The organism is Alistipes sp. (assembly GCF_020026455.1).
Classification (GTDB): domain Bacteria; phylum Bacteroidota; class Bacteroidia; order Bacteroidales; family Rikenellaceae; genus Alistipes.
In genome coordinates this window covers 73928-97248 of record NZ_JAHHQJ010000001.1, presented here as the reverse complement: position 1 = coordinate 97248, position 23321 = coordinate 73928, and the positions used below count along the sequence as shown (strand labels likewise).

The 23321-nt window shown below is 61.8% G+C and carries 16 protein-coding genes; all 16 read right to left on the bottom strand.

Annotated features, from left to right (window positions below; genetic code table 11):
- Positions 1–26 precede the first annotated feature (26 nt).
- Positions 27–3746, bottom strand: a complete 3720-nt coding sequence (locus QZ460_RS00390) for a phosphoribosylformylglycinamidine synthase (protein ID WP_290539603.1) — start codon at positions 3744–3746, stop codon at positions 27–29.
- Positions 3747–3864: 118 nt separating this feature from the next.
- Positions 3865–4986 carry a 5-(carboxyamino)imidazole ribonucleotide synthase gene (gene purK, locus QZ460_RS00385; RefSeq protein ID WP_290539602.1) on the bottom strand — a complete coding sequence of 374 codons (1122 nt, stop codon included), beginning with the start codon at positions 4984–4986 and terminating at the stop codon, positions 3865–3867.
- Positions 4987–5174: 188 nt separating this feature from the next.
- On the bottom strand, positions 5175–5648 hold the full coding sequence (gene purE / locus QZ460_RS00380; RefSeq protein WP_366934977.1) for a 5-(carboxyamino)imidazole ribonucleotide mutase: 474 nt from the start codon (positions 5646–5648) through the stop codon (positions 5175–5177).
- A 541-nt stretch (positions 5649–6189) separates the two neighbouring features.
- Entirely contained in the window at positions 6190–8481 is a 2292-nt protein-coding gene (locus QZ460_RS00375) for a GH92 family glycosyl hydrolase (RefSeq protein WP_290539600.1), read from the bottom strand.
- 37 nt (positions 8482–8518) lie between these two features.
- On the bottom strand, positions 8519–9604 hold the full coding sequence (pyrB, locus tag QZ460_RS00370; protein ID WP_290539599.1) for an aspartate carbamoyltransferase: 1086 nt from the start codon (positions 9602–9604) through the stop codon (positions 8519–8521).
- Between the two features lie 185 nt (positions 9605–9789).
- Entirely contained in the window at positions 9790–10419 is a 630-nt protein-coding gene (gene pyrE / locus QZ460_RS00365) for an orotate phosphoribosyltransferase (protein WP_290539598.1), read from the bottom strand.
- A gap of 119 nt (positions 10420–10538) precedes the next feature.
- On the bottom strand, positions 10539–10799 hold the full coding sequence (locus QZ460_RS00360) for a thioredoxin family protein (RefSeq protein WP_290539597.1): 261 nt from the start codon (positions 10797–10799) through the stop codon (positions 10539–10541).
- Between the two features lie 30 nt (positions 10800–10829).
- On the bottom strand, positions 10830–11534 hold the full coding sequence (gene pyrF / locus QZ460_RS00355) for an orotidine-5'-phosphate decarboxylase (RefSeq protein WP_290539596.1): 705 nt from the start codon (positions 11532–11534) through the stop codon (positions 10830–10832).
- A 2-nt stretch (positions 11535–11536) separates the two neighbouring features.
- On the bottom strand, positions 11537–12448 hold the full coding sequence (locus tag QZ460_RS00350; RefSeq protein WP_290539595.1) for a dihydroorotate dehydrogenase: 912 nt from the start codon (positions 12446–12448) through the stop codon (positions 11537–11539).
- Positions 12442–13182: a dihydroorotate dehydrogenase electron transfer subunit gene (locus QZ460_RS00345; protein WP_290539594.1), complete on the bottom strand. Its 741-nt coding sequence runs from the start codon at positions 13180–13182 to the stop codon at positions 12442–12444. Before QZ460_RS00345 ends, QZ460_RS00350 begins: the two co-directional genes overlap by 7 nt.
- A 234-nt stretch (positions 13183–13416) precedes the next feature.
- Positions 13417–16599: a carbamoyl-phosphate synthase large subunit gene (gene carB, locus QZ460_RS00340; RefSeq protein ID WP_290539593.1), complete on the bottom strand. Its 3183-nt coding sequence runs from the start codon at positions 16597–16599 to the stop codon at positions 13417–13419.
- Positions 16592–17683: a glutamine-hydrolyzing carbamoyl-phosphate synthase small subunit gene (gene carA / locus QZ460_RS00335; RefSeq protein WP_290539592.1), complete on the bottom strand. Its 1092-nt coding sequence runs from the start codon at positions 17681–17683 to the stop codon at positions 16592–16594. The genes carB and carA overlap by 8 nt, the downstream gene beginning before the upstream one ends.
- A 2-nt stretch (positions 17684–17685) precedes the next feature.
- Positions 17686–18960 (bottom strand): dihydroorotase, encoded by a 1275-nt coding sequence (locus QZ460_RS00330; RefSeq protein WP_290539591.1) that lies wholly within the window; start codon positions 18958–18960, stop codon positions 17686–17688.
- A gap of 345 nt (positions 18961–19305) precedes the next feature.
- Complete coding sequence (locus tag QZ460_RS00325; protein WP_290539590.1) at positions 19306–20079, bottom strand: DeoR/GlpR family DNA-binding transcription regulator; 774 nt, start codon at positions 20077–20079, stop codon at positions 19306–19308.
- 231 nt (positions 20080–20310) lie between these two features.
- On the bottom strand, positions 20311–21762 hold the full coding sequence (locus tag QZ460_RS00320) for an MFS transporter (protein WP_290539589.1): 1452 nt from the start codon (positions 21760–21762) through the stop codon (positions 20311–20313).
- Between the two features lie 109 nt (positions 21763–21871).
- Complete coding sequence (locus QZ460_RS00315) at positions 21872–23272, bottom strand: sn-glycerol-1-phosphate dehydrogenase (RefSeq protein ID WP_290539588.1); 1401 nt, start codon at positions 23270–23272, stop codon at positions 21872–21874.
- Between the last annotated feature and the right edge of the window lie 49 nt (positions 23273–23321).

Here is a 23321-nt window from a genome sequence, read left to right as displayed (position 1 = left end):
GTCTTCATCGGTCTCGGGTTATCGGGTTATCGTTCTTTGCGGAAATAGGCCACGGCATTGGCAAACAGCGACTGCTGCTTGTTGCCGGCGATGTTCTTGAACAGGTTTTGTTCGTAACGCTCCGTATGGCCCATCTTTCCGAGGATCTGTCCGTTCCGCGAGATAATACCTTCGATGGCGTAGGACGACCCGTTGGGGTTGCAGGGAGCCTCAGCCGTGGGATTTCCCGCAGCATCGGCATACTGGAAGGCCACCTGCCCGTTGGCGAACAGCTCGCGGGCGAGCTCCTCGCTCACCACGAACTTGCCTTCGCCGTGGCTGACGGCGATCGAATGCAGTTCACCCGGTTCGAAGCCGCAGAGCCACGGAGAAGCGGTCGTGGCGACACGCGTGGTGACGATCTGCGAAATATGCCGGTTGATGTCGTTGCGGAACAGCGTCGGCGACTCCTTGGTGACCATACCCAGACGTCCGTAGGGCAAAAGGCCCGACTTGACCAGTGCCTGGAAACCGTTGCAGATGCCCAGAATCAGACCGCCGCGGTCGATCAACGCGTGGATTTCGTCGCGAATATCCTTATTGTTCAATACATTGACAATGAACTTGGCGCTTCCGTCGGGTTCGTCGCCCGCCGAGAACCCGCCTGCGAGCACGAAGATGTGCGCCCGGCGGATATGCTCCTTCATTTCGGCGATCGAGCGCAGGACGTCGTCGCCGGAGATGTTGCACAGGACGCTCGTCCGGACTTCGGCCCCCGCCGTGCGGAACGCCTTGGCGGTGTCGTAGTCGCAGTTCGTGCCGGGGAACACCGGGATATAGACCACCGGGGTCTCGACCGCCTCGCCGGGATAGACGAACGTCTTCGCCACGGGTGCGGAGGTCATCACCTCGGCCGAGTTCCGGCCCTTGTCCGGGTAAACCGCCGCAAATTTCTCCGTATTGGCTTTATAGAGCTCTTCAAGAGGCATTTTCACGCCGTTGACCGTCAGCACCTCCTCGGCGACGGTGAAGCCCAGCCGCTCGGCGCGGGGGTATTCGAGCGTGCCCTCGCACTCGACGAGGATCGAGCCGTAGGCATATTCGTACAGCAGCTTTTCATCCGCCGTCACCTCTGCGCCGACACCGTTGCCGAAAGCCATCTTCGCGAGGCCCTCGCCGATACCGCCGAAGCCCACGGCCCAGGCCGAGAGGAGTTTCCCGGACTCGATCTGCCCGCTGACGAACGCAAAGTTCTCCTTCAGCTGTGCCGTGTCGGGCATCCGGTTCTCCAGCGGAGTATGGCGGACGAGATAGATGCGGTGCCCGGGGCCTTTCAGGTCGGTGGAAATGACCTTCGAGGCATCGACCGTCGTGATACCGAAAGCCATCAGCATCGGCGGCACGTTGATGTCCTGGAACGTTCCAGACATCGAGTCCTTGCCGCCGATCGAAGGCAGGCCCAGTTCGACCTGCATCTTCAGCGCACCGAGCAGTGCCCCGAGCGGCTTGCCCCACGACTCGGGATTCCGGGTCATGCGCTCGAAATACTCCTGATAGGAGTAGCGCATCCGGTCGTAACGCGCACCCGCGGCCACGACCTTCGCCGCAGCTTCGACGACGGCATAGGCCGCGCCGTGGTAGGGGCTCCACGATGCCAGATAGGGGTTGTAGCCGAAGGCCATGATGCTGGCCGTATCGGTATAGCCGTCCGTGGGGAGCTTCTGCACCGAGACCTGCGTCTCGCTGCGCTGCATGCGGCCACCGAAGGGCATCAGCACCGTCGAGCGGCCGATCGTCGCGTCGAACATCTCCACGAGTCCCCGCTGCGAGACGACATTGTTGTCCTTGAGGTTGTTCGCAAAACGCTCGGCGAGGGTCTCACCCGCCACCTCGCGGGCAAAGGGATCGCGGTTCTCCACCGCACCGATCCGCGCCTCGGCATAATGCTTCGCCCCGGCGCTGTCGATGAATTCGCGCTTGAGGTCCACGACCTTCCGGTCGCCGTTGAACATCCGCATGCGCGCCGTGTTGGTCACATCGGCCACGTGTACCGCCTCGATGTTCTCCTCGCGGCAGTAACGCATGAACTCCTCGACATCCCCGGCCTCGACCACAACCGACATGCGCTCCTGCGACTCGCTGATGGCCAGTTCCGTGGAGTTCAGGCCGCTGTACTTGGTCTTCACGCGGTCGAGATAGATGTCCAGTCCGTCGGCCAGCTCGCCGATGGCGACGCTGACGCCGCCCGCACCGAAGTCGTTCGACTTCTTGACCAGACGCGTCACCTCCGGACGGCGGAACAGCCTCTCGAGCTTGCGCTCCTCGGGGGCATTGCCCTTCTGCACCTCGCTGCCGCAGGTTTCGAGCGACTTTGCATCGTGCTCCTTCGAAGAGCCGGTCGCTCCGCCGATTCCGTCGCGCCCCGTGCGTCCGCCGAACATAATGATCTTATCGCCCGGCGCGGGACGCTCGCGGCGGACATTGGCAGCCTTCACGGCCCCCACCACGGCCCCCACTTCGAGGCGTTTGGCGACATAGTCGTCGTGATAAATCTCGCGGACATGGGTCGTAGCCAGTCCGATCTGGTTGCCGTAGCTCGAGTACCCCGCCGCGGCCTTCTTCGAAATGACGCTCTGGGGCAGTTTTCCGGGAAGGGTCTCGGAAACCGGACGGTAAATGTCTCCCGCACCCGTCACGCGCATCGCCTGATAGACGTAGCTGCGGCCCGACAGCGGGTCACGGATGGCGCCGCCCAGACAGGTCGAAGCCCCGCCGAAGGGTTCGATCTCGGTCGGGTGGTTGTGGGTTTCGTTCTTGAATTGCAGGAGCCACTGCTCGGTGTGTCCGTCGACATCGACGTCGATATGCACCGAGCAGGCGTTGTTCTCCTCCGAGACCTCCATGTCGTCCAGCAGTCCCTTCTGCTTGAGGTACCGCGCGCCGATCGTGGCCATATCCATCAGGCAGAGGCTCTTGTGCTCCCGGCCCAGTTCGCGGCGAATGCGCAGATACAACGCCAGCGAATCCTCGATCTCCTCCTTGGCGAACGACTCCTCGACGGTGATACCCTCGAGTTCGGTCGTGAAGGTCGTATGCCGGCAGTGGTCGCTCCAGTACGTGTCGAGGATGCGCAGCTCCGTTTCGTAGGGATCGCGCCCCTCCGAACGGAAGTATTTCACCACCTCGCGCAGGTCGTCGGCATTCATCGCCAACCCCATCTTCCGGCAATAGGCCTCCGCGTCGGAATCCTCCATCTCGCGGAAGCCCTCGAGCACGGCGACGGGCTTCACTTCGGCCTGCTCCATGTCGCTGAGCACCGAGAGGTCCTTCTCGCGCGATTCGACGGCATTGATGTAGTAATGCCGGATCTTCGCCAGCTGCCCATCGGTCACCTTATCGTCGAAAACGAGCAGCCGCGACGAGCGGATGTCGACCCGGGCCTCGGGATCGATCAGCCGCACGCAGTCGACGGCCGACGCGGCGCGCTGGTCAAACTGCCCGGGCAGGTATTCCACGGCAATATACTTGCGCCCCGTCAGGTCGAACGAGTCGGTCACCGAATCGGTCACCACCTCGCCGAAAACCGTATAGCGGCTCTTTTCCAGCAGCTCGGCGCTGAAGCCGAAAAGATCGTAGACGCAGAGCAGGCGCACCTCGCCCAACGCCAGGTTCAGATTGGTGTTCAGCTCGCGGCGCAGGCTCTCGGCCTCGACCCGGAAGCGGGGTAATTTCTCAACAAAAATGCGGTAGTTGGTCCTGTTGTTCATTATCTCTGTTTTGTTTTGCTCATCGTTCTGCGGCCCACGACGCCGCACTATCGCGGCCCTCGGCCGTACATGCAGGCCTCGCCCCGGAGGGAAGGGGCCTGCGGAAGGGCTCGACCGTCTATTTCACAAATCGCCCGGCCCATTCGGCCTCGAAGCGTGCGGCATCCATCCCCACAAACGTGATGTGGCCCATCTTGCGCTTGGGACGGCTCTCCGTCTTGCCGTAGAGGTGGACGTAGACCCCCGGGAGGTTCTCCGCGGCGATTTCCGCGGCGGCTTCGAGGTCCTGCCCCAAAATATTTTTCATCACCGTGGGAGCCACCGCCTGCGGCTCCTGCAAAGGCGCTCCGATCAGATAGCGGACCAATTCACGGAACTGGTTCGTGGTCGCACCCTCTATGGTGTAGTGTCCCGAATTATGCGGACGCGGCGCCATCTCGTTGAAGTAAATCTCATCGCCCTTGATGAAATACTCGATGGCCAGAATGCCCCGATAGCCGCTATCGCGCATGAAGCGCTCGCTCTGGAGTTTCATCCGCTCCAGGAGTCCGGCATCGACGTCGGCGGGCACGAAGCACAAATCCAGAATCCCGTCGCGGTGGACGTTGCGCCCCACGGGAAAACTCACGACCCGCTCGGCATCCGCCACCATCACGATGCTGGCCTCGGAGTCGAACGGCACGAACTCCTCCAGGATGCAGGGAACCGCAAGCAGGGGCAGTGCCCCGGCGATGTCGTCCTCCGTTTTCAGCACCATCTGTCCGTGGCCGTCGTAGCCCAGCGTGCGGGTTTTCAGCACGGCGGGAAGCCCCAGCCGCCGCACGGCTTCGCGCAGCGACGCTTCGTCGTCCACGGCCTCGAACCCGGGTGTGCGCAGCCCGTGGTCGCGGGCGTTCGACTTCTCGCGCAGACGGTCCTGCGAATCATACAGGGGCTTGTAGCCCTGCGGGATGTTGTATTTCCCGCACAGCGGAATCAGAATGTCGCCCGGAACATTTTCGAATTCATAGGTCACCGCGTCGCTGCGGCGGCAGAGTTCTTCGAGCGCCGCCGCATCGTCATACGCCGCGACAATATGGTCGTCGCAAACATTGAATGCCGGAGCGTCGGCCGCCGGGTCGAGACACACGGTGCGCACACCCAGTTCCCGCGCCTGCTCGGCGATCATCAGCCCCAGCTGGCCGCCCCCTATGATACCGATGGTCTTCACCGATTTGGAATTCTGTCGTTCGTTCTTCATTGTTCTTTTTTGCTTTCGACCGCCATCGTCCGCGGCCTGTCCTTCACCGCATCTGCAGCTCCGCTCCGCCCCAAGGGCACGGCCGACGAGTGCAATTGCGGGGAATCCCCGAGCCGCACAGCGGCCCCGGAGTCTCTTTGGTGCCACGCGCCTCCCCCGCAAGGGGCTGCATGCGGCCGGAAATTCCTCTATATTTCGGCTTTCAGCACATCCGCAGTCTGCTTCGCGCGGAAAGCGTCGAGTTTCGCCGCCAGAGCGTCATCCTGCAGAGCGAGGATCGACACGGCGATCAGCGCGGCGTTCTTCGCCCCGTTGATGGCGGTCGTGGCCACGGGAACCCCCGCGGGCATCTGCACGATCGACAGCAGCGAGTCCAGCCCGTTCAGGGCACGCGACTTCACGGGAACGCCCACCACGGGCAGCGGGGTCATCGAGGCCACCATACCCGGCAGATGCGCCGCACCGCCGGCTCCGGCGATGATCACGCCGATCCCGCGCTCGCGAGCCGTCTTGGCGTATTCGCACAACAGATCGGGCGTACGGTGGGCGCTGACCACCCGTTTTTCAAACTCGACACCGAACGTCTCGAGCAGGGCAACGGCATCGGCCATCACCTCGTAGTCGCTCACAGAGCCCATAATCACACCTACTTTCATACGAATTCGTTTTTCATATCACTTAAAAATCCGCCTCTCAAACGGACGGAGAACCGACATCGAAACCTCCCAACCTCCTGATCCGGTGACCTTTTCGGTCTCCCGACCAACCGACCTGCCAAACAGCCAATGTCCCGGTCTCCTGCCCCGCCGGCCTCCCAGCCTTCTGATCCGGCGACCTTTTCGGTCTCCCGGCTTCCGGCCCTGGTCTGCCGATCGGGAGATCGGCCTCCACTCTTGAGACCCGTCTTTTGGAGGAAACAAAAAAGCAGACCGCCACGACATCGCATGCCATGGCGGTCTTATATCTATCCGAGCACCCCGCAGACAGGCATCTGTTGCTCCAGGGACCCTGCACATCTCATCTGATGCTGACACGCCCTCGAATAGAAAACAGCGGCATGGCCCTGCTGTCTCTCTCGTTCGCGCTGGTCGATATTGTAGCCTGAAATCATGGGGAATTAACCTAACAGTCGTAAAAATAACGTTACAAAAATAGCGCTTTTCGACATACTTTCAAAATTCCCGGACAGATTCTATCGACAATTTATCGACAATCCTCCCGGCTCATCGAATAGGGAGCATCCCCGGGCTTCGTTCCGCGCTCCTTGTCGGGCTCCGACTGCATCTCGAAACCGATCTTTGCACCGTCGAGCAACTCGCCGTAGGTGAGGAACGTCTTCCCGACAGCCTTGCCGTCGACGGTCATCCGGCCCACATAGCGGTTTTCGGCACAGTTCTGCGGAGCATCGATCTCCACACTGCGGCCGTTCTCGAGGTGGATCGTCGCCTTGCGGAACAGCGGAGAGCCGACCACATACTCGTCCGACCCCGGACACACGGGATAGAACCCGAGGGCCGAGAAGACATACCATGCCGAGGTCTGCCCGTTGTCCTCGTCGCCGCAGTATCCGTCGGGCTTTGCCGAATAGAGCCGGTCCATCACCTCGCGCGTCCACCACTGCGCCTTCCACGGCTGGCCGACGTAGTTATAGAGGTAGATCATGTGCTGTGCCGGCTGGTTTCCGTGGGCGTAGTTGCCCATGTTGGCCACCTGCATTTCGGTGATCTCGTGGATGCGGAATCCGTAGTAGCTGTCGTCGTAGATCGGCGGCACGACAAATACCGAATCGAGCATCTTCCCGAATTCGGCCCTGCCGCCCATCAACCCGGCCAGCCCCTCCGGATCGTGGAACACCGACCAGGTGTAGTGCCACGAGTTGCCTTCGGTGAAGGCGTCGCCCCACTTGTAGGCGCTGAACGGCGACTGGAAGGTGCCGTCCTCGTTGCGGCCCCGCATCAGGCGGGTTTCGGGATCGAACAGGTTTGCGTAGTTGCGGGCTGCCTTTTCCAGCCGTGCGGCATCTTCGTCCCTGCCGAGCATCTTCGCCGCCTGCGCAATGCACCAGTCGTCGTAGGCATATTCCAGGGTCCGGGCGGCATTTTCGTTGATCCCCACGTTATAGGGCACATAGCCCAGCGAGTTGTAATATTCGTGTCCGAGACGCCCCGTGGAGCTGGCCTCGGGATGCACCTTGTCGCGCCCCGCAAGCATCGCCTCGTAGAGCGTGGCGACATCCTCCTCGGGGGTGATGCCCTTGAGCATGGCGTCGGCTACAACCGAGGCCGAGTTGTTGCCCACCATGCAGCCGCGGTGGCCCGGCGAGGCCCATTCGGGCAGGAAGCCGCTCTCGCGCCAGGTATTGGCCAGTCCGGCCTGAATCTCGGCGTTGACCGACGGATAGACCAGGTTGAGCAGCGGGAACAGGCATCGGAACGTGTCCCAGAAACCCGTGTCGGTGTACATGTATCCGGGCAGCACCTCGCCGTTGTAGGGGCTGTAATGCACCGGATTGCCCTCGGCGTCGATCTCGTAGAATTTGCGCGGGAACAGCGTCGACCGGTAGAGACACGAGTAGAACGTGCGCATCTGGTCCACAGTGCCGCCCGAGACCTCGATCTTGCCCAGCACCTCGTCCCAGCGCTCCTGCGCACGGGCTTTCACCGTCTCAAAATCGGCATCGCCGACCTCGGTTTCGAGGTTGCGGAGGGCCTGCTCCCCGGAGATGAACGACGAGGCTACGCGCGCCGTCACCTGCTCGCCGCGGCGGGTGGTGAAGTACACGGCCGCCAGCGCATGGGAGCCCGTCACGGCGTCGCCCCGGATCTCCTGCCCGCCGTCGAACATCCGATAGCTCTCGATCGGCTTGTCGAAGCGGATGACGAACCAGTTGCGGAAATTGTCGGGCACACCGCCGCTGTTGCGCGTCGTATAGCCCGCGAGGGTCCTTTCGTCGATCACCTTGACCTGCGATCCGCGGTCGAAAGCGTCGACCACCACTCCCGCCTCCTCACTCTCGGGGAAGGTGAAGCGCAACACGGCGGCACGCTCCGTCGGAGCCATCTCGGCCACGACATCGTGGTCGGCCAGATAGACCGAATAATAGTAGGGCTTCGCGGTCTCCGCCTGGTGGGAGAACCAGCTCTGGCGCGCTTCTTCATCGATCTTGTCCTTGCCGCGCACGGGCATGAGGGAGAACTGTCCGTAGTCGTTGATCCACGGCGAGGGCTGATGCGTCTGCTTCAGACCCCGAATCGTGTGCGATCCGTAGGTGTAGGCCCAGCCGTCGCCCATCTTGCCCGTCTGGGGCGTCCAGAAGTTCATGCCCCACGGCAGGGCAACGGCGGGATAGGTGTTACCCGTCGAAAACGCATAGTCGGACTGTGTGCCGACCAGCGTCGTGACGTATTCGGAAGGGCGCAGCGACACTTCGTGTTTCGGGTTTTCGCAGCAGCCCCAGGCCAAGGCCGAAAAAAACAACAGGATGAGGGTTTTCATTTTAAATCCAGATTATCGAGTTGAGTAAAAAAATCGGTCAGCGAACTTTCGCTTCACAGTAGGCACAGCGGCAGGTCCCGTCCGCCTGACGGTGGAACAAATGGTCCACATCCTCCGAAGCGGAGATGCAGCGGCGGTTCGGGCACTCGTATTCATTCACGACATAGCTTTCGTTGAAGACCGGCGTGTGTTCGAAGGGACGGTTCTCGTCAGCCCAGCGCAGCAGCGTATAGATCAGCGCCATGCGCACGAACTTTCCGTTCTCGACCTGGCGGAAGTACGCCGCGCGGGGGTCGTTGTCCACAGCGCGCGTGATCTCGTTGACGCGCGGCAGCGGATGGAGAATGATCATATCCTCCTTGGCGGTCTTCAGCTTCTCGGGGTCGAGCACGAAACTGTTCTTCACGCGGTCGAACTCATCCTCGTCGAGGAAACGCTCCTTCTGGACGCGCGTCATGTAGAGGATGTCCAGCTCGGACATCACCTCCTCCATGGTCTCGACCTCGCGGAACTCCAGCTTCGAGTTCTCGGTCATCTCGGCCAGCATGTAGTCGGGCAGCCGCAGCTCCTGCGGAGCGATCAGAATCACCTTGATGTTCGAGTAGCGCGACAGCGCCTTGATCAGCGAATGGACCGTGCGGCCGAATTTCAGGTCGCCGCAGAATCCGATCGTCATGTTGTCGAAGCGTCCCTTCTCACGCTTGATCGTCAGCAGGTCGGTCAGCGTCTGCGTGGGGTGTGCGTGGCTGCCGTCGCCAGCGTTGATGACCGGGATGCCCGCATACTGCGAGGCCACCAGCGGCGCACCCTCCTTGAAGTGGCGCATGGCGATGATGTCGGCGAAACAGCGGATCACGCGCACGGTGTCGGCCACCGTCTCGCCCTTCGACACCGACGAGGAGTTGGCGTCGGAGAAACCGATGACCTGCCCGCCCAGTTCGAGCATCGCCGCCGTGAAACTCAGCCGCGTGCGGGTCGAAGGCTCGTAGAAGAGCGTGGCCAGCTTCTTGCCCTTGCACGCCTCGCTGTACTTAGCGCGGTTGGCGATAATATCCTCGGCCAGAGCTACGATCTGCTCGGTTTCGGCGACCGTAAGGTCTGTGGGATCAATCAAATGTCGCATAGGTTTTCAATTCATTTACAAGTTTCCGGAATTCGTCCGCCCCTCCGTTCGGAGTCCCGGGATTTGCCATCGTCCTCCGGCCAATTCCGCCGAACGGGACGCGGGATGCGGCCGGGAGCTACCGAGCCTGCGCCTCGCAACACGCCGGGGAGATGCGGAAAGCAGCGGACAATCGCGGCAAACGCTTATTTCATCCACGATTCGTCCGACGGGTTGTTTCGGAAGGCGATCAGCCGCGCCTTGTCTTCGGGCTTGATATACCCCTCCTCGGCAGCCACTTCGACCAGGGCGTCGAGGTTCGACAGGCTGTAATTCGTGACGTTCGCCTCCCGCATGCGGTCCAGTCCCTTCCGCATCCCGTAGGTGAAGATCGAAGCCACACCGAGCACCTCGGCACCGGCCTCGCGCAGCGCCTCGACCACCTCGATGCACGAACCGCCCGTCGAGATGAGGTCCTCGATCACGACGACCTTCTGTCCCTTCTCCAACCGGCCTTCGATCTGGTTTCCGCGGCCGTGGTCCTTCTGTCCCGAGCGCACGTAGCCCATCGGCAGGTCGAGGATCGTGGCTGTGATGGCCGCATGGGCGATTCCGGCCGTCGAGGTTCCCATCAGCACCTCGGCTTCGGGGAATTTCGTGCGGACGATTTCGGCGAGTCCCTCCTCGACATGGCCGCGGACGACAGGCGCCGTCAGGGTCAGCCGGTTGTCGCAGTAGATCGGGCTTTTGATGCCGCTCGCCCAGGTGAAAGGCTGTTCGGGACGCAGGAATACCGCGCCGATAGACAGCAGGTCTTTAGCAATTTTCTTCTCCATCTTATTTCGTTTTTTTCAGTTTTCATCTCTTCGGCGGGCGCAATGCCGATCTACGGCCGTGGCCGGCAGAGTCCCCGACAACGGCCGCCTCAGGCAGCGCCCCGCCTCAAAACAAGGGTTTATTCCAATGCCGAGCGCAAAATCTTCTCCACCTCATCGGGATAGATGCCGCCCTCGTGGACCTTCACGCCGTCCACATAAAACGTGGGCACGTAGTAGTAGTCGAACGTATCGGCCACATCGGGCTGTTCCGATTCCTCGATCATCTCGATCCCGACGGCGGCCAGCTCCGGATGGGCGGCACGCGCCTCGTCGATGTAGCGCAGCGCCTTCTTGCAGAAGGGGCACGTGCGCAGGTAGAAAAGTTTCACCGGTTTCATAAGCAAATTATTTTCAAGTCATTCAGCAAATCAGCCGCAAAATTCGGCAACACATCGGCGGTAAGCCGCCACGGGGTCCTCGGCCGCGGTGATCGGACGTCCCACGACGATGAAGTCGGAACCGATCTCCCGGGCGCGGGCCGGCGTCGTGACGCGCACCTGGTCCGCCACATCGCCATCGGCAAAACGCACGCCGGGCGTGATCGTGAGGAACCCTTCGCCACATGCCTCGTGCACCATGCCGGCTTCGAGCGGCGAGCAGACCACACCGTCCAGCCCTGCGTCGCGGGTGTTCCGGGCATATTTCACGATCGTGTCGTTGATCGAGGCGTTGATCAGAAGTTCGCCGCGCATGCGCTCCTCGCTGGTCGAGGTGAGCTGCGTCACGGCAATCAGCAGGGGCCGCGTGCCGTCCTCGCGCGTCAGTCCCTCGAGCGCGGCCTTCATCATCTCGATAGTCCCGGCTGCATGGACGTTGCACATGTCCGCATCCAGCCGCGACAGCACGGCCATCGCCTTTTTCACGGTGTTGGGGATGTCGTGGAGTTTCAGGTCGAGGAAAATCCGATGTCCCCGGCGCTTGATCTCCCGCACGATGGCGGGACCCTCGGCGTAGAACAGCTCCATGCCGATTTTCAGAAAAGGTTTGCGTTCTTCGGCCTGAAAGAGGTCGAGAAACCGGAAGGTGTCTTCCGCCGACTTGAAGTCACAGGCAATGATTACGTCGCGTTGCATTTCTATTCGATTATTCCGATTATGTCACTCAATTTTTCAATACCCAGGCGCTCCATTTCGCCGGGCAGCGCCTCGACGATCTCCTTCGAGGCATAGGGATTCACAAGGTTCGCAGCCCCGACCTGCACGGCCGTGGCTCCGGCCATCATCATCTCGATCACGTCGCGGGCCGTCGTGACGCCGCCGCATCCCATCACGGGAATCCGGCACGCCCGGGCCACCTGATAGACCATCCGCAGCGCAACGGGGAAGACCGCCGTGCCCGAGAATCCGCCCATCGTATTGGCAATGACCGGACGGCGGCGGACGACGTCGATACGCATGCCCAGCAGCGTATTGATCAGACAGATGCCGTCGGCCCCCGCCTCCTCGCACGCCCGGGCGATCGCGACGATGTCCGTCACGTTGGGCGAAAGCTTGATGAAGACGGGCTTCGTCGTCACGGCCTTCACGGCGCGCGTCACCTCCGCGGCGGCCTCCGGACTGGTTCCAAACGACATGCCGCCGTGCCGCACGTTGGGACACGAGACGTTGACCTCAATCAGCCCCACCTGCTCCTGCCGGTCGATGCGTTCGCAGCAGTAGGCATATTCCTCGACCGAGAAGCCCGAAATATTGGCGATGACGGGTTTCCGGAAGAAGGTTTTCAACCGCGGCAGCTCCTCGCTGATCACGGCGTCGATGCCGGGATTCTGCAGCCCCACGGCATTGATCATCCCCGCAGCGCACTCGGCGATGCGCGGCGTGGGATTGCCGAAGCGCGCCTCGCGCGTCGTCCCCTTGAACGAGAACGACCCGAGGATGTTGATGTCGTAGAACGCGCGGAACTCGTTGCCGTAGCCGAAGGTTCCGCTGGCCGGGACGACCGGATTATCCAGCCTCAGGCCGCACAGTTCGACCGATGTGTCTACCATATGATCTCTCCTTTCTCCAAAACGGGGCCCTCCTTGCAGATGCGTTTGTGGCCGTATTTGGTCTTGCACGAACACCCCATGCAGGCGCCGAATCCACAGCCCATGCGCTCTTCGAACGACAGCTGTCCGTCCTGCTCCACGGCGTCGTAGAGCGCATGGAGCATCGGCAGCGGTCCACAGGCGTAAAAGTAATCGAAATCCAACTCCTGCCCGGCGATGGCCGTCGTGACGAATCCCCCGACGCCCCGCGAACCGTCGACCGTCGCGACGACGACCCGACAGCCCAGCGCGCGGAACTCCTCCTCGTAGAAAACCTCCGCCGCGGTGTTGAAGCCCAGCACCACCTGCACGGGTTTTCCTTCGGCGAGAAGTTTTTTCGCCAGGTTGTAGAGCGGCGGCACACCCACGCCGCCCCCGACGAGCAGGGGCTTCCGCGCGTCGTTCTTCGTCGAGAAACCGTTGCCCAGTCCCGTCAGCAGGTCGAGCGTCCCACCCGGCAGCATGCGGCTCATCTGCGCGGTTCCTTCGCCCACGACCTTGTAGATCAGCACAATCGAGCCATCATCGTAATCACAGATCGAGATAGGGCGGCGCAAATACCTGCCTTCCAGCGCGATATTGACAAACTGCCCCGGCGCCGCGATCCACTGCGTATCGCCCGCGAGGGTCATCCGCCACACCGCGTCGGTCAGCGGCTCGTTCGTGAGAATTTTATAAATATCCTTCTTATACATAATTATCCTTTCCGTACTTTTGGCGCCGAAGGCACCAAGACCGTCCGCATGCCGTTCTCTGCAGAACCCACGCTCCGGGCCCGTTCCGGGCACTCAGGGCTGCTCTTCCGCACCCCCGTTTCGCCCCCGGTTTAGCAACCCGGCCGCTCCCGGTTTTGCTCCCCGGCCGGTCCGGACTGCAGGGCAGCTCCGGGATCCACGATCCGGCGACAGCGCCGGCCTCCTGCCGGAATTTTATTTTGCGTCGATCGTCGAAACCCGCAGCGTGATCTCCTCCAACACGTCCAGCAGCACCTTCACCGTCTCCAGCGCCGTGAAGACCGTCACGTTGTTCTCGACGGCCGTGCGACGGATTTCATACCCGTCCAGACGCGTGTTGTGCTGGTTGATGTCGATGGTGTTGATCACGTAGCTGACATGCCCCTGGCGCAGCGCCTCGATGATCTCGCTGCTGCCCTCGTTGAGCTTGCGGCGCGTGCGCGTGCGGATGTTGTGCGCCCGCAGGAACTCGGCGGTTCCGGTCGTCGCCTCGATGTTGAAGCCCAGGTCGTAGAAACGCTTCACCAGCGGAAGAGCCTGCTCCTTGTCGCGGTCGGCGATCGTCACGAAGATCGTTCCGTAGTTGGAGACGTGCATGCCCGTAGCCTGCAGCGCCTTGTAGAGCGCGCGGGTCAACTTGTCGTCGTAGCCGATGGCCTCGCCCGTCGATTTCATTTCGGGCGAAAGGTACGAGTCCATGCCGCGGATCTTGGCGAACGAGAAGGCCGGGGCCTTAACATACCAGCGTTCCTTCTCACGACCGTAGACCTCGGTGATGCCCTGCTCGCGGAGCGACTTGCCCAGAATCACCTGCGTGGCGATGTGAGCCATCGGCACACCCGTGGACTTCGAGAGGAAGGGCACGGTGCGCGACGAACGCGGGTTGACCTCGATGACGTAGACGTCGTCCTCGCCGGCGACGATGAACTGGATGTTGTAGAGACCCACGATACCGATCCGAAGGCCCAATTTGACCGTATAGTCGATGATCTTGTCCTTGGCCTTCTGGCTCACGCTGAAGGTCGGATAGACGCTGATCGAGTCGCCCGAGTGGATACCCGTATGCTCGACATGCTCCATGATGCCGGGGATGAAGACCTCCTTGCCGTCGCAGATGGCGTCCACCTCCAGCTCCTTGCCCATGATATAGCGGTCGACCAGTACCGGCTGGTCCACGTCGATCTCCACGGCGGTCTGCAGGTAGTGGCGCAGGCGCTCCTCGTTCGAGACGATCTGCATGGCACGGCCGCCCAGCACGTAGCTCGGACGCACCAGCACCGGATAGCCGATGCGCGCCGCGGCACGGACGCCCGACTCGATGTCGACCACGGCCTCGGCCTCGGGTTGCGGAATCCCCAGCTCCTCCATGATCTTCTCGAAGCAGCCGCGGTCCTCGGCGTTCTTGATCGCCTGCGTGTCCGTGCCGATGATGGGCACACCCAGTTCGGCGAGCGGTTCGGCGAGGTTGATGGCCGTCTGTCCGCCGAGCGACACCACGATGGCCTTCGGCTTTTCGAGGTGGATGACGTTCATCACATCCTCGACGGTCAGCGGCTCGAAGTAGAGCTTGTCGCTGGTGGTATAGTCGGTCGAGACGGTCTCGGGGTTGTTGTTGATGATGATGGCCTCGTAGCCCGCCGCACGGATCGACCAGATGGCGTGCACGGTCGAATAGTCGAATTCGACGCCCTGCCCGATGCGGATCGGACCGGAGCCGAGCACGACGATCTTCTCTTTCGTGCTGATGATCGACTCGTTCTCCTCCTCGTAGGTCGAGTAGAAATAGGGCACATAGGAGGCGAACTCGCTGGCACAGGTGTCGATCATCTTGTAGACCGGGAAGATGCCGTTCGTCTCGCGCAGACGGTACATCTCGTTCTGCGAAAGGCCCCACAGCTGACCGATATACTTGTCGCTGAAACCCATGCGCTTGGCGGCGCGGAGCGTCTCAACATCCATCGGGTGTGCGCGGACGACGTTTTCAAACTCGACGATGTTCTTGAACTTCTCCAGGAAGAACATGTCGATCTTCGTCCTGTCGTAGATCAGCGCCAGGTCGACGCCGTTGCGGATCAGCTGCCCGATGGCATAGAGCCGGTCGTCGGTCCCTCCCTTGATGTAGGCCAGCAGGTCGTCGTTCGACCAGTTGTCGAATTTCTTGTGGTAGATGTGGCAGACGCCCGTTTCGAGCGAACGCACGGCCTTGAGCAGCGACTCCTCCATCGTGCGGCCGATGGACATCACCTCGCCGGTGGCCTTCATCTGCGTGCCGAGTTTGTTCGACGCGTCGGAGAACTTGTCGAAGGGGAAGCGGGCGACCTTCGTCACGATGTAGTCCAGTGTCGGCTCGAACGACGCCGGCGTGTTGGCGATCCGGATCTCGTCGAGCGTGAGTCCCACGGCGATCTTCGCGCTAACGCGGGCGATGGGATAGCCCGAAGCCTTCGATGCCAGGGCCGAGGAGCGCGACACACGGGGATTGACCTCGATCAGGTAGTATTTGAACGAGAGGGGGTCGAGTGCGAACTGCACGTTGCAGCCGCCTTCGATCTTCAGCTCGCGGATGATCTTCAGCGCCGAGTCGCGCAGCATCTGGAACTCCTTGTTGGTGAGCGTCTGGCTCGGGGCAACGACGATCGAGTCGCCGGTGTGGATACCCACCGGGTCGATGTTCTCCATGCAGCAGATGCAGATGGCCGTGTCGTTGCTGTCGCGCATCACCTCGTACTCGATCTCCTTATATCCCTTGATGCTCTTCTCGACGAGCACCTGATGCACGGGCGAGAGCGACAGGGCGTTGCGCATCATCTCGCGCAGTTCGGCCTCGTCGTCGGCAAAACCGCCTCCCGTGCCGCCCAGCGTGAAGGCCGGGCGCAGCACCACCGGATAGCCGATCTCCTCGGCCTGGGCCACAGCCTCCTCGATCGAGGTGGCGATATGCGAAGGGAGCACCGGCTCGCCCAGCGACTCGCACAGCTCCTTGAACAGTTCGCGGTCCTCGGCGCGCTCGATCGACTCGAACGACGTGCCCAGGATTTCGACCTGGCACTCCTGCAGGATACCCTTCTTGGCCAGCTGCACGGCCAGGTTCAGGCCCGTCTGCCCGCCCAGCCCCGGGACGATGGCGTCGGGACGCTCGAAGCGGATGATCTTGGCGACATACTCCAGCGTCAGCGGCTCCATGTAGACTTTGTCCGCAATGTGCGTGTCGGTCATGATGGTGGCAGGGTTCGAGTTGGCGAGGATCACTTCATAACCCTCCTCCCTGAGCGCGAGGCACGCCTGCGTACCCGCATAGTCGAACTCGGCGGCCTGTCCGATGACGATGGGACCCGAACCGATGACCAGAACCTTCTTGATATCTTTTCTCCTAGGCATTTTTGTGCTCCTCCATTTTTTTTGTGAACTTCTTGAACAAATAGGCGCTGTCCTGCGGACCCGAAGCGCTCTCGGGGTGGTACTGCATCGAGAAAACCCGGTCGGCGGCGCACTCTAGGCCCTCAGCCGTACCATCGAGCAGGTTGACGTGCGTCAGCGTAAGCCCCGTTCCGGCGAGCGAATCGATATCCACGGCATAGCTGTGGTTCTGGCTCGTGATTTCGAGTTTTCCCGTCACGAGGTTCTTCACCGGGTGGTTGGCTCCGCGGTGGCCGAACTTCATCTTGAAGGTCCGGGCACCGTAGGCCAGCGAGATCAGCTGGTGGCCCATGCAGATTCCGAAGATGGGCAGTTTGCCGCGGAGCTGCTTCACCAGCTCGATCACCGGCGCCACGTCCTCGGGGTTGCCCGGGCCGTTCGAAAGCACCAGCCCGTCGGGATGGAAGGCCATGACCTCCTCCACGGTGGAATTGTAGGGCATGACGGTCACGTTGCACCCCACGCGGTTCAACAGACGGATGATGTTGTACTTGATGCCGCAGTCGATGGCCACGACGTCGTACTTGTGGTTGGGAACACGCGACATCCAGCGCTTCTTACAGCTCACGCGCGAAACCATGTCGCGCGGCATGACGTATGCGCCGAGCTTGCGCAGGGCCTCGTCGTGCGACGTCGCCGCGTCGGTGATGAGCACCTTCTGGCTCCCCTCGTCGCGGATGATGCGCGTCAGGGCCCGGGTGTCCACGCCCCAGATGGCCGGAATGTCGTGCTCCTCGAAGACCTCGTTCAGCGTCTTCGTATAGCGGAAGTTCGACGGCGAGTCGTTGTACTCACGCACGATCATACCGCCGATGGTCGGCGTTTTGGTCTCGTAATCCTCGTCGGCCATACCGTAGTTGCCGATCAGCGGGTAGGTCATCACGACCATCTGATCCGTATACGACGGATCGGACATGATCTCCTGATACCCCACCATCGAGGTATTGAAGACGATCTCGTTGATGGCCTCGCGGTCGGCTCCGAAACCGTATCCGTAGAACTCGCGGCCGTTCTCCAAGACAATTTTTTTCGTAAAAGCTTTCATCCTTATCTGTTTGATTCGTAGTTGTCGTCATAAACCTCCTTGCCGCCCACCACCGTCAGCACGGCGCGGCCCTGCACCCTCCATCCGGCGAAGGGCGTGGCCCGACCCTTCGAAAGGAACGTTTCGGGATCCACGGCATACTCCGCCCCGAGGTCCAGCACCGTGAAATCGGCGGCATCACCCACCTCGACGCCTCCTTCGAGCCCGAAAATCCGGCGGGGATTCACGGCCATCAGGGCGACGAGTCTCTCGAGCGAAATCACCCCCTCCAGCACCAGGTATCGATACAGCAGCGGGAAGGCGGTCTCCAGCCCCACGATCCCCATGGCGCTCCCGGCCAGTCCGCGCGCCTTCTCGGCGGCGGTGTGGGGGGCATGGTCCGTGGCGATGACCTCGATCGTGCCGTCCTGGATGCCGGCAACGAGCGCCTCGCGGTCGGCACGGCTCCGCAGCGGCGGGTTCATCTTGAAGCGGCCCTCCTCCTGCAAATCCTCATCGCACAGCAGCAGGTAGTGCGGCGCCGTCTCGCAGCTCACGCGCAATCCCTTCGCCCGGGCGCGGCGCACCAGTTCGACGCTCTCCTTCGTGGAGACATGGCAGACGTGGTAGCGGCAGCCGGTCTTCCCGGCCAGCGCGATGTCGCGCTCGACCTGCTGCCACTCGCTCTCGGAGCAGATGCCCTTGTGTCCGTGCTCGCGGCAGTAAACCCCGTCGTGGATATACCCCCCGCACAGCAATTCGTCGACTTCGCAATGGGCCACGATCGGCCGATCGACAGCCGCGGCGCGGCGCATCGCCTCCTCCATCAGCTCGGCCGACTGCACGCCGCGGCCGTCGTCGGAAAATCCGACCACCTCCGGAGCCAAGGCCCCGAAATCGACCAGTTCACCGCATCCGCGCTGCCCCATCGTGATCGAAGCGTAGGGTTTCACGCGCACCACGGCGTCGCGGCGGATGAACTCCAGCTGCTCGCCGAGTGTGGCCGGCGTATCGGGTGCAGGGTTCAGGTTGGGCATCGAGCAGACCGTGGTATAGCCCCCGCGGGCTGCAGCGGCCGTACCCGTCGCAATCGTCTCCTTCTGCGGAAAACCCGGCTCGCGCAGGTGCACATGCACGTCGACGAGCCCCGGCACGAGGCAACGCCCCCCGAGGTCCACCACCCTGTCGCCCGGCTGCGGCTCCCCGGCGGCCACGATGCGGCCCCCTTCGACTGCGATCAGCCCCGGCTCGAAACGATCGTTGCGAAAAACCTTCGCATTGGTATAAAATGTCTTCATTCGTAGCTGGATACAAAAAAATAGGGCAACCAAAACAGTTACCCTAATAAACAATAATGCCTGAATCCGTCGGAGACTGGAACCCCGACCAATAATCCTGCAGCCAAAACGCTTGCGCCGATGCCATGTTGGATTTAGAGTTCATAGGATTCAGGAGTTGCCGTAATTGTGTACAAAGATAGGGCATTTTCACGGCCTCTGCAAAACTTTTCCCGGAAAAATTTTTCAACACACCCCCACGCCCATCCGCCCGCCCGCCGCATGAAGCGGACCTACAGGCACATGGCACAGATTTTCGGAGCGGCAGGTCTCCCGCCTCCCCACTCCTCCGCCCCGGGAAACAGACTATCGGACGATGATCAGGTCGACGCCCGCCTCCTCGACGATCGAGATCATCTGCTCGGGGATCCGCTCGTCGGTGACGATCACGTCGATGTCTTCCAGCGCGCAGACGCGGCCGAAGCCGCGCTGTCCGAATTTCGACGAGTCGGCCAGCACGATGACCTGCGAGGCGGCGTGCATCATCCGCCGCGTGAGCTTCGCCTCGTCGATCGTCGACGTCGTGATGCCGTGCTCGGGATCGATGCCGTCCACCCCGAAGAAGACCTTCGAGCAGATGCAGTCGTCGAGTTCGCGCGCGGCCTCTTCGCCCAGCACCGACAGCGACTTCTTGTGCACCGCGCCGCCCAGCTGCACGACGTTGACGTTCTCCGACTCGTTGAGCAGCACGCCCAGCCGCAGGAACGGCGTGACGATGTTCAGGTGATGCCACATGCGCATCTTGATCTCCTCGCCAAAGGCATAGACGGTCGAGCCTGAGGCCACGATGATCGAGTCGGTCTCGCCGAGCATCTCCACCGCCCGCTGGGCGATGCGCCGCTTGGCGTCGCGGTTGATGTTGTCCTTCACATGCACGTCGAGGTCCGCAACATGGGGATTGGCCGGGCGGGCGCTGCCGTGTACCTTATATAATAAGCCTTTGCTTTCGAGAATCTTGATGTCCTTGCGGATGGTCACCTTCGTTACGCCCAATTCGTTGGCGACGTCGGTAATCCGGACGAAACCGTGCTTGTTCAGGTTATCGAGAATGTATTTGTGCCGTTCGGCGATGCTCAACATATCGGTTGGTTTTTAAAGAGTTATAAAAGCAACGATACCGAAAAAAGAACGGACGGCTCCAAAACCGAGTTGCATGTGGTCCGGCAAAACGCCCCAACCTCCCAGAAGTCTCGTTACGACCCAAAGATATAAAAACTTTTTTTTATCGCAAAAAAAGGGTCCGACCCCGCGACAGGCCGAACCCTCACGGACCGAAGTCCGTATCATCATCCAAAGTAGAACCTCCGTTCCTTATTCCGTCGCCTCGGATTCGTAGCCGTCGGCCTTGGCTCCCCACATCAGGAGGAAGACCAGCATGCCCGCAACGGCCATGCCCAGAATGCCGACATAAGCCCAGTTCCAGCCGTAATGCTGGGCCACGAAGCCCAGTCCCACACCCGAAACGAGCGTCGAAGCGTAGCCGAAGAGCCCCGTGAGGCCGTTGGCCGTGGCGGCGGCCTTCTTCGTGGCCTGGTTCGCGGCGGCAATGCCGATCAGTGCCTGCGGGCCGTAGATGCAGAACCCGGCGGCGCAGAGCGAGGCGAACAGCAGCCAGATCGGAGCGTCGGCAGGCAGCTGCCAGAACAGGAAGACGAAGAGCGCGGCGCCCGCCATGCAGAAGACGCAGGTGCGGTGTGCACGGCCCTTGAGCCACCGGTCCGTCGCCCATCCGGCGAAGAGCATGCCGAGAATGCCGGCGATCTCGAACATCGCCACAAGCCATCCGGCGTGCGCCATCGAGACGCCCTTCGACTGGCTCAACAGCGAAGGCCCCCAGTCGAGCACCGAGAAACGAACGATGTAAACGAAGAAGTTGGCGAAGCCCAGGATCCAGATCAGCGGATTCCGGAAAACGTATTTCATCAGGAAGGCCTTGTGCTCGGCGCCCGTGGTTTGGGCTTTCGCCCGCCCGCTCTCGGTCCCCTCGAGTTCGGGAAGCCCCACCGAGGTCGGGGTGTCGCGCAGGAAAACCACCAGCCCGATGGCCCCGGCAAAGGCGATCGCCGAGGGAATCCAGAAACACCACTTCCACGCCCCGACATGCGCCGCGGAGGTCATCACGCGCTCCATGCCCGCGGCATCGTCGGGCGAGACACCCAAGTGTGCGGCAATGGAGGCCACGGTGTCGGGATCGCTCGTCAGGTTCGTGCCCAGCGTCCCCATGATGTACCCGCAGAGGATCACCACCAGCCCCGCGCCGATCGAGTGCGAGGTATTCCACACCGACATTTTCGTCGCCAGCTCCGTCGGTGGAATCCAATGGGTCAGCAGACGCGCACAGGGCGGGAATCCCGTGCCCTGCAACAGCCCGTTGACGACCCACATGATGCCCATGAAGAGAATCATCGTGTTGCCGAACCGATCGCCCGAATGCTCGCCCGTGATCCAGTAGGAGACGTCTTCGCCGAATCCGAATGCGAAGTTGGCCAGCGCACACAGCGACAGACCGACGGCCATATACCAGCGGGCGTTCATGCGGTCGGCCAGGATGCCGTTGACGAAACGCGAAAAGCCATAGATCAGTCCGTTCAGGGTGAGGAAGATGCCGAGGCTCGTCTTCGAAATGCCGAGATCGGCCTCCAGACCGGGCATGGCCAGCGAAAAATTCTTGCGCACGAAGTAGAAGAGCGCATAACCGACCATCGTCGCAACGATCGTACGCATCTGCCAATACTTGAAGCGCTTGGTTTGTTCAGATATCATTTCGAAATGAAAGTTAGTGGTTTCAGAAGCCAAATATACAACTTTCGGAGCGATATTCTAAATTATTTCCGTGATTTTTCCGTTTCATCACCCGAAGCCCCGCACGTCCCTATGCCCCCGCAAGCGGAGCCGCGGCGGAACTGTCCCGTTCGCCTGAGACTGCGGCGGAGCTGCCGATCTCCCAGATGCCGCCCTTGCCGAACAGGCGTTCGAGCCACTCCTCCATCCAGCCGCAGCGGAAGGCGGTATCGACGACCGTGTAGCGGCTGCGCATGTAGGGAATCTTCTCGAACGACGCCCGGAAACGGGCGCGCGAAACGCCGATCTGCTCCGGTTCGCAAGGTGCACCGACGAGTTCCAGACGGCGGTGCACCTCGTCGAACGAGAGGATCTGCCGGCGGATGCGTTCGCGCAGCTGGGGCCATGCCTCCCTGAGCCGCACGAGCTGGTCGCGCAGCCCCTCCCTGTCGACATACTTGTTGCGGGTCTCGGAAAGGCCGCGGGCCACGAATTCGGGGTCATTGCCGAAAACGGCGCGGATGTCCCGTTCGGTCTCGTCCCACGATTTCCACGCCGCGACGCACCGCTCGATGTCCAGCTGCTCCACGGGGGCGTCGAGCAGCATTTCGAAAAAGGCCGTCGAGGCCAGCGTACCGATACCGACCTTGAAGCCATGCGACACCGAAGCGCCGTTGTATTTCAGATGTTCCATGTCCCATAGATGGCTGAACTGATGCTCGGCGCCCGACGCCGGGCGGCTCGACTGCGTGGCCTGCATGGCAAAACCGCTCAGCAGCAGCCCCTCGGCCAGCTGGCCGACCTTCGTCACATCGCCGGCACGAACGCCTGCGGGATCGGACAACGCCTCGCGCAGCCCGTCCTGCACCAATCCGAAGGCGAAATCGTCCAGCGGCTCCGCCCCCACGGCATCGGAAAGCATCCAGTCGGCCCCGGCGGGGATCTTGGCAATCAGGTCGGCATAGCCCGAAGCCGACATCCGGGCGGGTGCAGCGGCCGAAATCGAAGGATCGAGGAGCATGCCCAGCGGAGCCGGGCAGTCGAAGGTCTGCTTGTTGCCCTCTTTGGTGATCGAGGCTCCGTAGGCCGTGTACCCGTCCATCGAAGCGGCCGTGCCGACCACCATGTACCGGCGGCCGTTGTGGTGGGAGCAGAGTTTGGTCAAGTCGTTGATCACGCCCGAACCCACCGCCACGGGAATGGCATCGGTCGCAGCCAGCACACCGTCCAACTCCTCGACGAACGACCATTCGGCATAGAGTTTCGGGTCGGTGAACAGATGCGGTTCGTCCTGCCCGATCCCCGCATCGGCAAGGATACGGTGCACCTGACAGCCGGCAACGCGCCACGTATGGGCGTCGGCGACCACGACGGCGCGGCAGCCGGGGAACAACTCGCGAAACAGCTCCGCCGTCCGCGGAAGGGTTCCGACACCGAGCACCAGCGCCTGGGTGTCGGTCGTGCGCTGAAGGGCGCTCTCTACCTTATTCATAGGATCTGTCTGATTTTAGCATTTCCGTTTTTTCGCAAACGAAATTCGG

Coding starts and splice junctions, on each gene's coding strand:
- QZ460_RS00390 (WP_290539603.1), bottom strand. CDS start 3,746: ATGAACAACAGGACCAACTACCGCATTTTTGTTGAGAAATTACCCCGC.
- purK (WP_290539602.1), bottom strand. CDS start 4,986: ATGAAGAACGAACGACAGAATTCCAAATCGGTGAAGACCATCGGTATC.
- QZ460_RS00375 (WP_290539600.1), bottom strand. CDS start 8,481: ATGAAAACCCTCATCCTGTTGTTTTTTTCGGCCTTGGCCTGGGGCTGC.
- pyrB (WP_290539599.1), bottom strand. CDS start 9,604: ATGCGACATTTGATTGATCCCACAGACCTTACGGTCGCCGAAACCGAG.
- pyrE (WP_290539598.1), bottom strand. CDS start 10,419: ATGGAGAAGAAAATTGCTAAAGACCTGCTGTCTATCGGCGCGGTATTC.
- QZ460_RS00360 (WP_290539597.1), bottom strand. CDS start 10,799: ATGAAACCGGTGAAACTTTTCTACCTGCGCACGTGCCCCTTCTGCAAG.
- pyrF (WP_290539596.1), bottom strand. CDS start 11,534: ATGCAACGCGACGTAATCATTGCCTGTGACTTCAAGTCGGCGGAAGAC.
- QZ460_RS00350 (WP_290539595.1), bottom strand. CDS start 12,448: ATGGTAGACACATCGGTCGAACTGTGCGGCCTGAGGCTGGATAATCCG.
- QZ460_RS00345 (WP_290539594.1), bottom strand. CDS start 13,182: ATGTATAAGAAGGATATTTATAAAATTCTCACGAACGAGCCGCTGACC.
- carB (WP_290539593.1), bottom strand. CDS start 16,599: ATGCCTAGGAGAAAAGATATCAAGAAGGTTCTGGTCATCGGTTCGGGT.
- carA (WP_290539592.1), bottom strand. CDS start 17,683: ATGAAAGCTTTTACGAAAAAAATTGTCTTGGAGAACGGCCGCGAGTTC.
- QZ460_RS00330 (WP_290539591.1), bottom strand. CDS start 18,960: ATGAAGACATTTTATACCAATGCGAAGGTTTTTCGCAACGATCGTTTC.
- QZ460_RS00325 (WP_290539590.1), bottom strand. CDS start 20,079: ATGTTGAGCATCGCCGAACGGCACAAATACATTCTCGATAACCTGAAC.
- QZ460_RS00320 (WP_290539589.1), bottom strand. CDS start 21,762: ATGATATCTGAACAAACCAAGCGCTTCAAGTATTGGCAGATGCGTACG.
- QZ460_RS00315 (WP_290539588.1), bottom strand. CDS start 23,272: ATGAATAAGGTAGAGAGCGCCCTTCAGCGCACGACCGACACCCAGGCG.